At 71.6% G+C, this 15,461-nt stretch carries 17 protein-coding genes; 11 read left to right on the top strand and 6 right to left on the bottom strand.

From position 1 onward, the window contains the following. Positions 1-100: 100 nt before the first annotated feature. Entirely contained in the window at positions 101-844 is a 744-nt protein-coding gene (locus ABZ919_RS09330; RefSeq protein WP_361244559.1) for an ion channel, read from the top strand. Positions 845-1,138: 294 nt separating this feature from the next. On the opposite strand, the gene ABZ919_RS09325 is transcribed toward ABZ919_RS09330, so the two are convergent. Continuing rightward, positions 1,139-1,447 carry a small hydrophobic protein gene (locus tag ABZ919_RS09325; RefSeq protein WP_361244556.1) on the bottom strand — a complete coding sequence of 103 codons (309 nt, stop codon included), beginning with the start codon at positions 1,445-1,447 and terminating at the stop codon, positions 1,139-1,141. Between the two features lie 235 nt (positions 1,448-1,682). Continuing rightward, entirely contained in the window at positions 1,683-3,302 is a 1,620-nt protein-coding gene (locus ABZ919_RS09320) for an MFS transporter (protein WP_361244553.1), read from the bottom strand. Positions 3,303-3,368: 66 nt separating this feature from the next. Here ABZ919_RS09320 and ABZ919_RS09315 point away from each other — a divergent pair, with 66 nt between their 5' ends. The 3 genes from ABZ919_RS09315 to ABZ919_RS09305 all read left to right on the top strand — a co-directional run bounded on the left by ABZ919_RS09315 (position 3,369) and on the right by ABZ919_RS09305 (position 6,226). After that, entirely contained in the window at positions 3,369-4,004 is a 636-nt protein-coding gene (locus tag ABZ919_RS09315) for a TetR family transcriptional regulator (RefSeq protein WP_361244551.1), read from the top strand. An 83-nt stretch (positions 4,005-4,087) separates the two neighbouring features. Beyond that, positions 4,088-5,305 carry an alpha/beta hydrolase gene (locus ABZ919_RS09310; protein WP_361244548.1) on the top strand — a complete coding sequence of 406 codons (1,218 nt, stop codon included), beginning with the start codon at positions 4,088-4,090 and terminating at the stop codon, positions 5,303-5,305. A 66-nt stretch (positions 5,306-5,371) separates the two neighbouring features. Continuing rightward, positions 5,372-6,226 (top strand): DUF4429 domain-containing protein, encoded by an 855-nt coding sequence (locus ABZ919_RS09305; RefSeq protein ID WP_361244545.1) that lies wholly within the window; start codon positions 5,372-5,374, stop codon positions 6,224-6,226. 1 nt (position 6,227) lies between these two features. On the opposite strand, the gene ABZ919_RS09300 is transcribed toward ABZ919_RS09305, so the two are convergent. Together ABZ919_RS09300 and ABZ919_RS09295 are read right to left on the bottom strand one after the other, a co-directional pair. Then, complete coding sequence (locus tag ABZ919_RS09300) at positions 6,228-7,244, bottom strand: aldo/keto reductase (RefSeq protein WP_361244542.1); 1,017 nt, start codon at positions 7,242-7,244, stop codon at positions 6,228-6,230. Continuing rightward, positions 7,241-7,705, bottom strand: coding sequence for a MerR family transcriptional regulator (locus ABZ919_RS09295; protein ID WP_361244540.1), 465 nt, complete (start codon positions 7,703-7,705; stop codon positions 7,241-7,243). The genes ABZ919_RS09300 and ABZ919_RS09295 overlap by 4 nt, the downstream gene beginning before the upstream one ends. 97 nt (positions 7,706-7,802) lie before the next feature. Here ABZ919_RS09295 and ABZ919_RS09290 point away from each other — a divergent pair, with 97 nt between their 5' ends. Then, the gene (locus ABZ919_RS09290; protein ID WP_361244537.1) at positions 7,803-8,279 is read left to right on the top strand and encodes a GNAT family N-acetyltransferase; all 477 of its coding nucleotides are present in this window, start codon (positions 7,803-7,805) and stop codon (positions 8,277-8,279) included. A 19-nt stretch (positions 8,280-8,298) separates the two neighbouring features. Next, on the top strand, positions 8,299-9,120 hold the full coding sequence (locus ABZ919_RS09285; protein ID WP_361244534.1) for a serine hydrolase domain-containing protein: 822 nt from the start codon (positions 8,299-8,301) through the stop codon (positions 9,118-9,120). Positions 9,121-9,143: 23 nt separating this feature from the next. On the opposite strand, the gene ABZ919_RS09280 is transcribed toward ABZ919_RS09285, so the two are convergent. Next, positions 9,144-9,797, bottom strand: coding sequence for a pirin family protein (locus tag ABZ919_RS09280; protein ID WP_361244936.1), 654 nt, complete (start codon positions 9,795-9,797; stop codon positions 9,144-9,146). Positions 9,798-9,893: 96 nt separating this feature from the next. Here ABZ919_RS09280 and fasR point away from each other — a divergent pair, with 96 nt between their 5' ends. The 5 genes from fasR to fabF all read left to right on the top strand — a co-directional run bounded on the left by fasR (position 9,894) and on the right by fabF (position 14,843). After that, positions 9,894-11,099: a fatty acid biosynthesis transcriptional regulator FasR gene (gene fasR / locus ABZ919_RS09275; RefSeq protein ID WP_361244531.1), complete on the top strand. Its 1,206-nt coding sequence runs from the start codon at positions 9,894-9,896 to the stop codon at positions 11,097-11,099. An 89-nt stretch (positions 11,100-11,188) separates the two neighbouring features. Further along, the gene (locus tag ABZ919_RS09270; RefSeq protein ID WP_361244528.1) at positions 11,189-12,115 is read left to right on the top strand and encodes an ACP S-malonyltransferase; all 927 of its coding nucleotides are present in this window, start codon (positions 11,189-11,191) and stop codon (positions 12,113-12,115) included. Between the two features lie 12 nt (positions 12,116-12,127). Further along, positions 12,128-13,159, top strand: coding sequence for a ketoacyl-ACP synthase III (locus ABZ919_RS09265; protein WP_361244525.1), 1,032 nt, complete (start codon positions 12,128-12,130; stop codon positions 13,157-13,159). A 78-nt stretch (positions 13,160-13,237) separates the two neighbouring features. Continuing rightward, on the top strand, positions 13,238-13,486 hold the full coding sequence (locus ABZ919_RS09260) for an acyl carrier protein (protein ID WP_361244522.1): 249 nt from the start codon (positions 13,238-13,240) through the stop codon (positions 13,484-13,486). A gap of 85 nt (positions 13,487-13,571) precedes the next feature. Then, complete coding sequence (gene fabF / locus ABZ919_RS09255; protein ID WP_361244519.1) at positions 13,572-14,843, top strand: beta-ketoacyl-ACP synthase II; 1,272 nt, start codon at positions 13,572-13,574, stop codon at positions 14,841-14,843. Positions 14,844-14,939: 96 nt separating this feature from the next. Here the strand turns inward: fabF and ABZ919_RS09250 are convergent, their stop codons facing one another. Continuing rightward, positions 14,940-15,434, bottom strand: coding sequence for a DUF3145 domain-containing protein (locus ABZ919_RS09250; protein ID WP_361244516.1), 495 nt, complete (start codon positions 15,432-15,434; stop codon positions 14,940-14,942). Positions 15,435-15,461 lie beyond the last annotated feature (27 nt).

Genomic DNA, 15,461 nt, shown 5'->3' with positions numbered 1-15,461 from the left:
CGCCGGGCGCGAACGGGTGCACGACCGGTCGCGCCCACGCGGCGGACCCGCACGCCGGCGCTGCCCCGCGTCCCTTCCGGGCGCGACCTACGATGCGTCCATGAACGATGAGTCCGCGCAGGCACGTTGGGAAGGGCATACCCAACGGCCGCTGCTGGCTCTGGCGGTGGTGTTCGCCGTCGCCTACGCCGTGCCGATCGTGGACAACCCCGCGTACCCGCTCCTTACGGTCGCCTGCACCGTCACGGAGTGGGTCGTGTGGGCGGCGTTCGCGGTGGACTACCTGATGCGGCTGGCGCTCAGCCCCCGGCGCCGGGAGTTCGTACGGACGCACTGGATGGACCTGTGCGCGGTGGTGCTGCCGCTGCTGCAGCCGCTGCGGCTGCTGCGGATGGTCTCGACGCTGCTGCTGGTGGGGCGGCGGGCGCGGATGGCCTCGCAGATCCGGCTCACGACGTACGTCGCCGGGGCGGTGGTGGGGCTGCTGATGTTCGGGTCGCTCGCCGTGCTGTCCGTGGAGCGGGACTCGCCGCACGGGAACATCCGGACGCTGGGTGACGCGGTGTGGTGGTCGTTCACGACGATGACGACCGTGGGATACGGGGACCACGCGCCGACGACCGGGCTGGGGCGGATGATCGCCGTCGGGCTGATGCTGTCCGGGATCGCCCTGCTGGGTGTCGTCACCGCCAACATCGCGGCCTGGTTCATCGCGCGGTTCGAGAAGGACGACGCGGAGGAGCGGCGGCAGACGGAGGCGATCGCCTCTCTTGCCGAAGAAGTGCGGCTGCTGCGGGCGGAGGTCGCCCGGCTGGCCGACGAGCGGGAGAGTCAGCGGAGCTGACGGGCCCCGAAGGGGCGCGGGAAACCGAGCGATCAGCTCCCGCGCACCCACAGGCGGCAGACGGCGGACGGCCCCGAGCCCGACGATGCGGACCCGTCGGCTGGTGCTGCGGCCGGAAAGGTTCACCGGCTCGCGACGCCCGGGGTACCTCGCCGCGTTGTCGCATCACCCCAGTACATCCCGTACGCGGACGATGCTCCGCCTTGCGAGGCTCCCCCACTGCCTGAAGGGCGTGGGAGGTACCCCCAGCACCGGACGCCGCGAGCGTTCCGGCAGACCTTTCCGGTCGCCGCACTAGAGCAGCCCGTGCCCCCATGTCGCCGCGCCCGCCAGGGCGATGACGGCCAGCAGTGTGTCGATCGCGCCCAGGATCAGCGCGACCAGCGCCGGGACGTTGCGGTCGCCCGACCACTTGCGCCCCATGGACTGCCAGCCGCAGAACATCGCCACCGGGCCGAGGACGATGCCCAGTGCGAAGAAGCCGGCCACCGCGCAGATCGCTCCGATGATCCCGAGCGTCGCACGGTCCGGCCCGGTCCGTTGCCACGTCCGGCCACGTGACCGGGGGTATCCGCGCGTTCCGTGCCCGAAGCCCGCCATCATCAACTCCCTGAGGTCCGTCGACAGTTCGGCTTCGGCTTGCGGGTACCCCGGTTTCGCGTCGCCAGACCTGCGCGCGCTGCCCCCCTCCAGCAGCGCGCGCCGCGGCCCGGCGGTCCTCCCATGTCCTGCGGAGGACTTGACCCACTGTGACCTGCGGCGCGCGCCCGATGCGAGCGATCTTGAGCGGAGTCACCCTGATAGGCGAACTCCGGCCGGAAACCACCGCGGGCGGCGCTCAGATGTGGCCCACGCCCGCGCCCGCCTCGGCGTGCGCGCCCCGCTTGGTGAGCAGCGCGACGAGGACGGCGACCGCCGCCACGCCGGCCGCGACCAGTGAGGCGAGGCTCATGCCCGAGACGAAGGTGTGGTGGGCGACCTCGGTGATCTTCGCGGCGACCTGCTCCGGCACCCCCTTCGGCACCGGGGCGACGCCGACCTGGACCGCCTCCGAGGCCTGGTCGAGCTGGCCCGGGGTCAGCCGCGGCAGCCCGGCGCCGGTCCAGTTGCCCGGCAGGTCGCTGTCGACCTTGGAGGCCATCACGGCGCCCAGCACGGCCGTACCGAGACTGCCGCCGATCTGCATGGCAGCCTGCTGAAGGCCGCCGGCGACACCGGAGAGCTCCATGGGCGCGTTGCCGACGATGACCTCCGTGGCGCCGACCATGACCGGCGCGAGGCCCAGGCCGAGCAGCGCGAACCAGACGGACATCACACCGCTGCCGGTGTCGGCCTCGAGCGTCGACATGCCATACATGGCGATCGCGGTCGCTGCCATGCCGCCGGCCAGCGGGATGCGCGGGCCGAGCCTGGTGATCGCGGCGCCCGCCAGCGGCGAGCCGACGATCATCATGCCGGTGAGCGGCAGCAGGTGCAGGCCCGCGCCGATCGGCGTCATGCCGTGGACGTTCTGCAGGTAGAACGTCACGAAGAACAGGCCGCCCATGAACGCGATGGCCATGAGGACCATCAGGACCACGCCCGCCGAGAGCGGTACCGAGCGGAACAGGCCCAGCGGGATCAGGGGCTCCCCGACCCTCGTCTCCCAGAGGGAGAAGAGGCCGAAGCCCACCGCGGACGCGACGATGAACGCCCAGGTCCTGCCGTCGCCCCAGCCCCACGTCGGCGCCTTGATGAGCGCCCACACGAGGCAGAACATCGCGCCGGAGAGCAGCGCGATGCCGAGGACGTCGAAGGACCGCGGGGCGTTGTCGGCCCGGTGGTCGAGGAGGATCAGCGCGCCCAGGATCAGGGCGAGCGCGCCGACCGGCACGTTGATGAAGAACACCGACTGCCAGTTGACGTGCTCGACGAGGACGCCGCCGAGGATCGGGCCGCCCGCGGTGGACGCGCCGATCACCATGCCCCAGATGCCGATGGCCATGTTCAGCTTCTCGGCCGGGAAGGTGGCCCGCAGCAGGCCCAGCGCGGCCGGCATCAGCAGCGCGCCGAACAGCCCCTGGAAGACACGGAAGGTGACGACCGCGGCGATGCTGTGGGACAGGCCGATGGCGCCGGAGGCCGCGGCGAAGCCGGTCACGCCGATGAGGAAGGTCTGCCGGTGGCCGAAGCGGTCACCGAGCTTGCCCGCGGTGATCAAGGTGACCGCCAGGGCGAGGAAGTAGCCGTTGGTGATCCACTGGACGTCGGCGAAGGTCGCGCCCAGGTCTTCCTTGATGGTCGGGTTGGCGATCGCCACGATGGTGCCGTCGAGGGCCACCATCATGACGCCCACGGCGACGGTGACGAGGGTGAGCCAGGGGTGGCCGCGCAGCCCCGCGGCCGGAGGCGACTCCAGCGGAGCGCCGGGCGCCGCGTCCCCCGGCCCCGCCGCGTCGATGGTGGTCCGACTAGTCATGCGCCCGAGGGTAGTGACAGCCTCTGACAATTGACAAACGATTTCATCCGACAGTAACTGACACATATGGAAACGCTGCGCGAACGCAAGAAACAGCGCACCCGGGAGGCGCTGCTGCGGGCCGCCCTGGAGCTGTTCACGACCCAGGGCTACGAGCACACGACCGTCGACGAGATCGCCGAGGCGGTCGACGTCTCGCAGCGCACCTTCTTCCGTTACTTCGCCGGCAAGGAGGACGTGGCCTTCGCGGTCCAGGAGATGACGGAGGCGCGCTTCGTCGACGCCGTACGCGCGCGTCCGCCGCACGAGGCGCCGCTGGAGGCGCTGCGGCAGGCGGTGCTGGAGGGCTGGGACGGGATCCGCGAGACGGTCGAGTCGGCCGTCCCGGTCGAGCTGTACCTGCGCATGTACCGCACCATCTCGTCGACGCCCGCGCTGCTCGCCGCCCATCTGCGCCGCTCGGCGGCGACGGAGGAGACGATCGCGCGACTGCTGGCCGGGCGCGAGGGCGTGGACGTGGACGCCGACCCGCGGCCGCGGCTGGCCGTGGCCCTGTTCGGCGGGGTGATAAGGGTCACCGAGCGGCAGTGGTGCACGGGCGACGACTTCAGCCTGGAGGCCATCCGTCAACTCACCGCGTCGCACCTCGATCTGGTGGGTTCGGCGCTCACCGGCAACTGGCGTGCGGAGCGTGATCGTTGACCACCCGTTCGACGGTTCACGAAACGTGATACCCGTCACTCGGTTACCCCGAGACCCTCCCGTTCTCCTAGTGTGTCCTCCCAGTGACTTCCTTCGACACCTCCCCGCAACTGAACGTCTGGCGCGCCCTGCTGGCGCTGGCCGTGGTGTTCGTGATGCTCGCCACCACCGGCTGGACCGCACTGCGCAGTCATCGGGAGGCGACCGCGCTGCAGGCCTCGCTCGCCCAGTGGGAGCACGGCAGTATCCACGGCCTGCACCTGCCGGACCCGCAGGCCGCGCCGGCCCGGCTCAGCCGTTTCTTCACCGCCCTCTCCCCCGAGGACCGGAGCCGTCTCGCCCACCGCTATCCGCTCGCGGTCGGCAACATGAACGGCGCCCCCGCGACCCTGCGCTACCGCGCCAACCACATCGCGCTGGAGCAGGCCCTCGAGGTCGAGAAGAACCGCATGCACGACAGCCGGCTCAGCACGGCCGGACAGCAGGACGCGGGTCGCCGCATGCACCGCTACGAGTCCCTGCTGACCCCCGGCCGGCAGATCCTGGCGTTCGACCCCGAGGGCTCGGGCCGCATCGCGGAGGTGTTCGGGAACCTGGACGAGGCCCAGCGGATCTCGGTCGTCGTCCCCGGCGTCGACACCGATCTGCTCACCTTCCAGAAGACCAACCGCCCGTACACCGCGCCGGTCGGCATGGCCAAGGCGCTGTACGCGGCGGAGCGCGCCCAGAGCCCCACGACGCGCAGGGCCGTGATCGCCTGGGCCGACTACACCGCCCCCGACGGCCTCGGCATGGACGCTGCCACCGGGCTGCGCGCCCAGGAGGGCTCCGTACGGCTGAACGCCCTGCTGGGCGGCCTGCCCGGCAGGGCGCCCGTGGCGATGGTCTGCCACAGCTACGGCTCGGTGGTCTGCGGGGTGGCCGCGCACGCCATGCCACGCCGGGTGACGGACATAGCGGTGGCCGCGAGCCCCGGCATGCGGGTCTCCAGCGCCTCCCACCTGGGCACCACGGCCCGGGTGTGGGCCATGCGGGACGCCACCGACTGGATCCAGGACGTGCCGTACCTGGAGCTCGGCGGGCTCGGGCACGGCGCCGATCCGGTGTCCGGGGCGTTCGGCGCGCGGGTGCTGTCCGCGCGGGACGCGCAGGGCCACGCCGGCTATTTCCAGCCGGGCACGGACAGCCTGCGCAACCTCGCCGACGTGGCGGTCGGCGCGTACGACGCGGTGACGTGCGCACGCGAGAACGACGCGTGCCGGACCGGCGTGCCCCGCACGACGACGGCCGGACGCGCGTAGAAACAGCAGGAAGTGCGGTCTGCGCGGGTGGCGACGGAGGAGCACGTGCCGCATACGATGAGCCGCATGGGTGACGTACTGGCGGGTTTTCATGCCGTCTGGGAGTTCGAGTCCGACTCCGTGCTCATCCGCTACGAACGGGGGATTCGAACACCGAAGCTGTTCCAGGCACTCGGGGAAAGACGCGTCCCGCTGTCCGCGGTCGAGGGCGTGACCCTCACCCCGGGCAGGCGCGGCACCGTCGTCCTGCGGCTGCTGCCGCGGCCCGGCGCCGATCCGCTGATGGAGGCGGCGGCCGGGCAGCTGAAGGAGGGCTCCGATCCGTACCGGCTGGTGCTCCCGGCCGAGCGGGAGACCCTCGCCGAGTACTACGCCGACGAGCTGAAGGGGCTGTTGACCGAGTCCGGCTCCGGTCCGGCCGAGCGGTTCCTGGTGCCCGCGCCCGAGGCGCCGCTGCAGTTCAAGGCGTACGACGCAAAGGCGTCCTTCGACGGTACGGCGGTGCAGTTCCGCTGGTCGTGGACGGGCGCGTCGTCGGCGAAGTGGAAGGCCGGCGACCAGAGCTTCGCCGTCGCCGACCTGGGCGGGGTGGAGTGGCGGTCGCCGGAGGTGTTCGAGGGGTACCTCAGGCTGCTGGGGCGCTCCGCCGACCCGGCGGCGGCCGGACAGCCCGACCAGGACCCGGCGGCCGTCGTCTTCGGGCTGGGGTACGGACCGGTGCACGAGTCACTGCCGTTCGCCGCGGCCGTTCTCGCCGCCGTCCGCACGCGGGGGCCGGTGCCCGTGGCACCGGCCGCGTCCCGGCGCGACCCCGCCGAGATCGCCGAACGGATCCGCCACCTCGGGGAGTTGCACCGGGCCGGGCTGGTCACCGACGAGGAGTTCTCCTCCAAGAAGGCGGAACTGCTGGCGGAACTCTGACCTATTCCCTTCCGCCGGAAGCGAAGGTCATGTCCGCGTACCGGGCACCCGCGACCTGGCCCGCGATCGGCTCCAGCCTGGACAGTTCCTCGTCCGTGAGGACGATCGCCGTCGCCGCCACGTTCTCCTCCACCCGGCCCGGCCTGCGGGTGCCGGGGATCGGGACGACCGGGAGGGCGTCGGCCGTGGCGCGCTGCTGCACCCAGGCGAGGGCGACCTGGCCGACGGTGGCGTCGTGGGCCTCGGCGATCGCGCGGACCGGCTCCAGCAGAGCGGCGTTGGCGGTCGCGTTGTCGCCGGTGAAGCGGGGCTGCCGGCGGCGGAAGTCGTCGGCCGTCAGCTCCTGTTCGGCATGGGTGAAGGACCCGGTGAGGAAGCCCCGGCCGAGCGGCGAGTACGGCACCAGGGCGACGCCCAGGTCGCGTGCGGCCGGTACGACCTTCGCCTCGATGTCCCGGCTGAACAGGGACCACTCCGACTGCACGGCCGCGATCGGGTGCACGGCGTGCGCGGCGCGCAGTTCACCGGAGGTGACCTCGCTCAGCCCGAGGTGCTTGACCTTGCCCTCGCGGACCAGCTCCGCCATCGTGCCGACGGTCTCCTCGACGGGCACGTTCACATCACGGCGGTGCATGTAGTACAGGTCGATCACGTCGACGTCGAGCCGCTTCAGGCTGGCCTCGACGGCCTGGCGGATGTACGGCGCGTCGTTGCGGATGACCCGCGCGGTCGGGTCGTGCTCGGGGATCGACAGGGCGAACTTGGTGGCGATGACCACCTCGTCGCGGTGGGCCTTGAAGAAGGGGGAGAGGAAGCGCTCGTTCTCCCCCGCGCCGTAGGCGTCCGCCGTGTCGTAGAGCGTCACGCCCAGTTCGAGCGCCCGCTCCAGCGCCGCGCGCGCCTCGCCGGCGTCGGTGGGGCCGTACGCGAAGCTCATGCCCATGCAGCCCAGGCCCTGTACGCCCACCTCCGGTCCGCTCTCGCCGAGCCGTACCGTCGGAATCCTGGCGTCGGTCATCGCGTGGTCCCCTCCATCGCGTAGAAGCTGATCTTGCGGTCGAGTACGGCGAGCGTGTCCCGCAGCTCGGCGATCCTTTTCAGGACGTCCCGGCGGGTCGACTCCAGCAGGGCGTGCCGTTCCCGGTAGGTGCTCTCGCCCTCCTGGACCAGCTCCGCGTACCGGACCATGTCCGCCACCGGCATGCCGGTCAGCCGCAGCTTGGTCACGAAGTCCAGCCAGTCCAGGTCGCGGTTGCGGTAGCGCCGCTGACCGGTGTGCGAGCGGTCGACGTCCGGCATCAGGCCGATGCGCTCGTACCAGCGCAGGGTGTGCGCGGACAGGCCGGTGTACGCGACGACCTCGCTGATCGTGTAGCGGTCCTGGCCGTCGGGGCGCGGATGCGGTCTGGGCGGGGCGGAGCAGATGTCTGCGGGGGCCGTGGGTGCGGTGTCCGCTGGCGTGGTCTGCATCACCGTCATGGCCTCCACGCTATGACCTTGGAGTGCACTCCAAGCAAGCGGGTTCGGTAAGAAAACCCCCGGACGCGGGCTCGGGCCTTTGACTAGCGTGCGGGACATGAGTCTTGCACGCCGGGCACGGCCCGAGGATGCCGGTGAACTGCTGCGCCTGCGGCAGGTGATGATCGACGCCCTGTGGAGCGGTGGCGGTTCCGGGCCGGCCGACTGGCACGCCGAATCGCTGCCGACGCTGCGGGAGCGGCTGGCCGAGCCGGACGGCGACTTCGTCGCCTTCGTCGCGGACCGTCCGGACCGGCCGGGGACGCTGGCCGCGGCGGTGGCCGGGACGCTGGAGTACCGCATCGGGAAGGCCGGCAACCCGCACGGGCGGGTCGGGTACGTCTTCAGTGTCGCGACCGACCCGGACGCCCGGCGCCGGGGCTACGCGCGCGCCTGCATGGAGGAGCTGCTGGCCTGGTTCCGGGAGCGGGGCGCCGTGCACGTGCTGCTGAACGCCTCCGCCGAGGCCGAGCCGCTGTACGCGTCGCTCGGCTTCACCCGGGACCCGGACCCGTCGATGCGTCTGCTGCTGTGAGCCGCATAGGCTCGGCACCATGTCGTTGAACAGCTTGGCGTCGATCGAGAACTGGCCCGTCCCCACCGCGGCGGCGGGTGTCGTACGAGCCGACGGAACCGTCCTCGGCACGCACGGCCCCGTCGGCCACCGCTTTCCGCTCGCGTCCGTCACCAAGCCGCTGGCCGCGTACGCGGCGCTGGTCGCGTACGAGGAGGGCGCGATCGAGCTGGACGAGCCTGCCGGACCGCCCGGTTCCACCGTCCGTCACCTCCTGGCCCACACCTCCGGACTGGCCTTCGACGAACACCGGGTGACGGCTCCGCCCGGGGAGCGGCGGCTGTACTCCAACGCCGGGTTCGAGCAGCTCGGCGATCACATCGCCAAGGCCACGGACATTCCGTTCGCCGAGTATCTGCGGCAGGCGGTACTGCAGCCACTGGGAATGACGTCGACCTCGCTGGAGGGCTCGCCGGCCAAGGACGGTGTGTCCACGGTCTCGGACCTGCTGCGGTTCGCGGCCGAGGTACAGGCGCCGCGGCTGCTGGATCCGCGGACGGTCGCGGAGGCGATGAGCGTGCAGTACCCGGGGACGAAGGGGGTACTGCCGGGGTACGGGCACCAGAGCCCGAACGACTGGGGACTGGGCTTCGAGATCCGGAACTCCAAGTCGCCGCACTGGACGGGGAGTTCGTCGTCACCGCGCACCTTCGGTCACTTCGGGCAGTCGGGTACGTTCCTGTGGGTCGACCCCGCCGCGGGCGTGGCGTGCGCCGCGCTGGCGGACCGGCCGTTCGGGCCGTGGGCGATCGAGGCGTGGCCGGTGTTCACGGACGGGGTGCTGGCGGAGCTGCGCGGCTGAGGCCGGCGGGCGAGGGGCGGCCCCTACGCGCCCATCTCCCACACGAGCAGTTCCGCCGCCGTCAGCCCCGTCGCCTCCAGCGACTCCGCCCCGGTGATCCGGGCCGAGTCGCCCGTCGCCAAGTGCTCCTCGCCCAGCCGGACCTCGCCCCGGACCACGTGGACGTACACGTACGCCCCGTCCGGCACCGCCGTCCGTTCCCCCTGCGTCAGGCGCCGCACGTGCAGCATGGCGCCCGCCTCGGGGACGGCGTACGGGGTGGAGTCGGCGATGCCGGGGACGATCTCGTACGACGGGTCGCCGCCCGGTTCCAGGGGCGCCAGCCACATCTGGACGAAGGTGAGCGGCGACGCCCCGTCGTTGCGCTCGACGTGCCGGACCCCCGCGGCCGAGCTGAGCCGCTGCACGTCCCCCGGGCGCACCCGGGTCTCGTGGCCGGTGGAGTCGCGGTGGGTCAGCTCGCCCTCCACGACCCAGGTGACGATCTCGGTGTGGCTGTGCGGGTGTTCGTCGAAGCCGGCGCCCGCGGCGAGCCGCTCCTCGTTGCAGGCGATCACCGCGCCGAACCGGAGGTTGCCGGGGTCGTAGTGCGGCCCGAAGGAGAAGGCGTGCCAGGACTCGATGCCGGCCTCCGGATCGCCCCCGGGGTAGCGCTCAGCGGCGCGCCGTACGTCCATCACGACCCCCACCGTAGCCCCGCGGGAAGCGGCGCCGGCCCCTCACCCCCGACCCGGCGACGCACGCCGACGTCCGGATAAGGCAGTCTTGTCCCCGTGCCCGAACCCGAATCCCACAGCAGCGATCGCCACGCATTCGACGTCCACCCGCACGCCGCGACCCTGAAGCGGCTGGAGAAGTCGTCCGGCTCTCTCGCCGCGCAGGCCATCGCGCGGATGGACGAGACCCTGCCGTGGTACCGGGCCATGCCCCCGGAGAACCGTTCCTGGATCGGGTTGGTGGCCCAGGCCGGCATCGCCGCCTTCACCGAGTGGTTCCGGCACCCCGACGCCCCCCAGGCGATCTCCACGGACGTGTTCGGGACCGCGCCGCGCGAGCTGACGCGGGCCATCACGCTGCGGCAGACCGTGGAGATGGTGCGGACGACCATCGAGGTCATGGAGAGCGCCATCGACGAGGTGGCGGCGCCCGGGGACGAAGGCGTGCTGCGGGAAGCGCTGCTCGTCTACGCCCGGGAGATCGCCTTCGCGACCGCGCAGGTGTACGCCCAGGCCGCCGAGGCACGCGGTGCCTGGGACGCGCGGCTGGAATCGCTGGTCGTCAACGCCGTGCTCAGCGGGGAGGCGGACGAAGGAGCCGTCAGCCGGGCCGCCGCGCTCGGCTGGAACTCGCCCGAGCACGTGTGCGTCGTCCTCGGAACCGCGCCGGACGGGGACAGCGAGCTGACCGTCGAGGCGATCCGGCGGGCCGCCCGGCATGCCAAGCTGCAGGTGCTCACCGGGGTGCTCGGGGACCGGCTGGTCGTGATCGCGGGGGGCAGCCCCAACCCGCTCGCCGTCGCCAAGTCGCTGATCGGCCCCTTCGCCGCCGGTCCGGTGGTCGCCGGACCCGTCGTACCCGACCTGCTGGCCGCCACCCGGTCCGCGCAGGCCGCCGCCGCGGGTCTGAAGGCGTGTTCCGCCTGGCAGGACGCCCCGCGGCCGGTGCTGGCGGACGATCTCCTGCCGGAGCGCGCGATCGCGGGCGATCCGGGCGCCCGCGAGCAGTTGGTGGAGGAGATCTACAGACCTCTCGAAGAGGCGGGGTCGGCACTGCTGGAGACCCTGAGTGTCTATCTGGAGCAGGCGAGCAGCCTGGAAGGCGCGGCCCGGATGCTCTTCGTTCACCCGAACACCGTGCGCTACCGGCTCCGACGTGTGACTGACGTCACCGGTTGGTCGCCATCGGATGTACGATCCGCGTTCACGCTACGGATCGCGCTCATCCTGGGGCGTCTGGTCGACGGTGAAGCCCCGGCATAGGGTTTTGTCGGGGCTCCACAAAAGCCCCTCGTGTTCTTCGTCCCTGTCCTCACGGGCGGCTTCGGCCGTCCCCAAGAGAGAGTGTGAGAGTGCTCGTACTCGTCGCTCCCGGCCAGGGCGCCCAGACGCCCGGCTTCCTGACTCCCTGGCTCGAACTGCCCGGCGCCGCCGACCGTGTCGCCGCCTGGTCGGACGCCATCGGACTGGACCTGGCCCACTGCGGTACCCAGGCCGACGCCGACGCCATCCGCGACACCGCGGTGGCCCAGCCGTTGCTGGTCGCCGCCGGGATCCTGTCTGCCGCGGCACTCGGTGACATCTCCGAGATCGCCCCGGGTGCGGTCGCCGGCCACAGCGTCGGTGAGATCACCGCCGCCACCTTCGCCGGGGTCCTGGACGACACCGCCGCGCTGGGTCTCGTGCGCAAGCGGGGTCTGGCCATGGCCGACGCCGCCGCGATCACCGAGACGGGCATGTCGGCGCTGCTCGGCGGCGACCCGGAGACCTCGGTGGCACACCTGGAGAAGCTGGGGCTGACCCCGGCGAACATCAACGGCGCGGGCCAGATCGTCGCCGCGGGCACGCTGGAGCAGCTGGCCGCGCTGGCCGAGGACAAGCCCGAGGGCGTCCGCAAGGTCGTCGCGCTGAAGGTGGCCGGCGCCTTCCACACCCACCACATGGCGCCCGCCGTCGAGACGCTGGCCAAGGCCGCCGCGGAGCTGACGCCCGCCGACCCGAAGGTCACCTACGTCTCCAACAAGGACGGCCGGACCGTCGCCAGCGGCACCGAGGTGCTGCAGCGGCTGGTCGGCCAGGTCGCCAGCCCCGTGCGCTGGGACCTGTGCATGGAGACGTTCAAGGAACTGGGCGTCACCGCGCTCATCGAGGTGTGCCCGGGCGGCACGCTGACCGGCCTGGCCAAGCGCGCGCTGCCCGGCGTGAAGACGCTGGCCCTGAAGACCCCCGACGACCTCGACGCGGCCCGTGAGCTCGTCTCCGAGCACGCAGGCGCCTAAGGAGAGCCGTACATGGCGAAGATCAAGCCCAGCAAGGGCGCCCCGTATGCGCGCATCCTCGGCGTCGGCGGCTACCGGCCGACGCGGGTGGTGCCCAACGAGGTGATCCTCGAGAAGATCGACTCGTCCGACGAGTGGATCCGCTCGCGTTCCGGCATCGAGACCCGGCACTGGGCGAGTCCCGAGGAGACCGTGGCCGCGATGTCGATCGAGGCCTCCGGCAAGGCGATCGCGGACGCCGGCATCGATGCCGAGCAGATCGGTGCCGTGGTCGTCTCGACCGTCTCCCACTTCAGCCAGACCCCGGCCGTCGCCACCGAGATCGCCGACAAGCTGGGCACGAACAAGGCCGCCGCCTTCGACATCTCGGCCGGCTGCGCGGGCTTCGGCTACGGCCTGACCCTCGCCAAGGGCATGGTGGTGGAAGGTTCCGCCGAGTACGTGCTCGTCATCGGCGTGGAGCGGCTCAGCGACCTGACCGACCTGGAGGACCGGGCCACGGCCTTCCTGTTCGGCGACGGCGCCGGCGCAGTCGTCGTCGGCCCCTCGCAGGAGCCGGCGATCGGCCCGACCGTGTGGGGCTCCGAGGGCGACAAGGCCGAGACGATCAAGCAGACCGTCCCGTGGGACCGTTTCCGCATCGGTGACCTCGGCGCGCTGCCCGTGGACAGCGAGGGCAACGTCAAGTTCCCCGCGATCACGCAGGAGGGCCAGGCGGTCTTCCGCTGGGCCGTGTTCGAGATGGCCAAGGTCGCCCAGCAGGCGCTGGACGCGGCCGGGATCAGTCCCGAAGAACTGGACGTCTTCATCCCGCACCAGGCCAATGTGCGGATCATCGACTCGATGGTGAAGACTCTCAAGCTGCCGGAGCATGTCACGGTCGCCCGTGACATCCGCACCACCGGCAACACCTCGGCCGCCTCGATTCCGCTCGCGATGGAGCGGCTCCTGGCGACCGGGGAGGCGAAGAGCGGCGACACCGCGCTCGTCATCGGATTCGGGGCGGGTCTCGTCTTCGCCGCCACGGTCGTTACCCTCCCCTAGGCACTCCGTGCCGGATCTTGGGATCGGGCACGGCAGCAATTGCCACAAACCGTCTGAACATCAAGAAGGAGCGCCGACATGGCCGCCACTCAGGAAGAGATCGTCAAGGGTCTCGCCGACATCGTTAACGAGATCGCTGGCATCCCGGTTGAGGACGTCCAGTTGGACAAGTCCTTCACCGACGACCTGGACGTCGACTCGCTGTCCATGGTCGAGGTCGTCGTCGCCGCCGAAGAGCGCTTCGACGTGAAGATCCCGGACGAGGACGTCAAGAACCTCAAGACCGTCGGTGACGCGACCGACTACATCCTCAAGCACCAGGCCTGAGCAACCCCCTAGGGCACAGGCTGCAAGGCCCCGCCACCCGGCGGTGGCGCCGTAGAATCCCGTATCCGTTGGAGAAAGAATTCCCGTGAGCCCGACCAATCGCACCGTGGTCGTCACCGGTATCGGCGCAACCACACCGCTGGGTGGCGACGCAGCCTCGACCTGGGAGGGCCTGATCGCCGGCAAGTCCGGCATCAAGCCCCTGGAGCAGGACTGGGCGGCCGAGCAGGCCGTCCGTATCGCGGCCCCGGTCGCCGTCGAGCCGACCGAGGTCATCCCGCGGCCGCAGGCCCGCAAGCTGGACCGTTCGGCGCAGTTCGCCCTGATCGCCGCTCAGGAGGCCTGGAAGGACGCAGGCTTCGTCGGCAAGGCCGGGGAAGACGGCAGCATCGACCCGGACCGGCTGGGCGCCGTCATCGCCTCCGGCATCGGTGGCGTGACGACTCTGCTCGACCAGTACGACGTGCTCAAGGAGAAGGGCGTCCGCCGCGTCTCCCCGCACACCGTCCCCATGCTGATGCCGAACAGCCCCTCGGCCAACGTGGGCCTGCTCGTGGGCGCCCGCGCGGGCGTGCACACGCCGGTCTCCGCGTGCGCCTCGGGCGCCGAGGCCATCGGCTACGCCATCGAGATGATCCGCACCGGCCGCGCCGACGTCGTCGTCGCCGGCGGTACGGAGGCGGCCATCCATCCGCTGCCGATCGCCGCGTTCGGCAACATGATGGCGATGTCCAAGAACAACGAGAACCCGCAGGGTGCCTCGCGTCCCTACGACGTCGACCGGGACGGATTCGTCCTCGGCGAGGGCGCCGGTGTGCTCGTCCTGGAGTCCGCCGAGCACGCCGCGAAGCGCGGCGCGCGGGTCTACGCCGAGGCCGTCGGGCAGGGCATCTCCGCCGACAGCCACGACATCGTGCAGCCGGAGCCCGAGGGCCGCGGCATCTCGCACGCGCTGCAGAACCTGCTCGACAACACCGGCCTGAACCCGGCGGAGATCGTGCACGTCAACGCGCACGCCACGTCGACGCCGGCCGGTGACATCGCCGAGCTGAAGGCGCTGCGCAAGGTGTTCGGCGACGACGCCGACCACATGGCGGTCTCCGCCACCAAGTCGATGACCGGTCACCTGCTCGGTGGTGCGGGCGGCGTGGAGTCGGTCGCGACCGTGCTCGCGCTGTACAACCGGGTGGCACCGCCGACGATCAACGTGGACAACATCGACCCGGAGGCGGAGGCCAACGCCGACGTCGTCCGGGGCGAGGCCCGCAAGCTGCCGGCCGAGGGCCGTGTCGCCGCGCTGAACGACTCCTTCGGCTTCGGCGGGCACAACGTGGTGCTGGCGTTCCGCTCCGTCTGAGTCCGTCTGAGAACGAAATGAAGGGCCCCTGCCGGTCGGCGGGGGCCCTTTCTCGTGCCCGGACGCGTGCCGGGACAGGTGCCCGGGCGGGAGGACTCACACGACCTGGTGCAGCCAGCGCACCGGCGCTCCCTCGCCCGCGTACCTGAACGGCTCCAGTTCGTCGTCCCACGGCTTGCCCAGCAGCTTGGCGATCTCCGCCTCCAGGTCGCTCTCCCCCCGCTGAGACCGCGTCAGCGCCGCCCGCAGACGGTCCTCCGGGATGAGGATGTCGCCGTGGATGCCGGTGACGGCGTGGAAGATGCCGAGGTCGGGGGTGCAGCTGTAGCGCTCGCCCTCGGCGGTCGGGCAGGGCTCGGCGGTGACCTCGAAGCGGAGCAGGTGCCAGCCGCGCAGCGCGGAGGCCAGCTTGGAGGCCGTACCGGCCTCGCCCTGCCAGGAGAACTCCGACCGCCAGGTGCCGGGGGCCGCGGGCTGCCGGATCCAGTCCAGGCTGACGCGCGTGCCGAGCACCCCGGCGACGGCCCACTCGACATGCGGGCACAGCGCGCGCGGCGCGGAGTGCACGTACAGAACTCCACGTGTCGTCACCGGAACCTCCGGGCAGAGCGGGACATC

The organism is Streptomyces sp. NPDC046759, from assembly GCF_040645475.1.
Lineage (GTDB): Bacteria > Actinomycetota > Actinomycetes > Streptomycetales > Streptomycetaceae > Streptomyces.
Note: the sequence above shows the minus strand (reverse complement) of the source record. Positions and strands in the feature narration are given on the sequence as shown.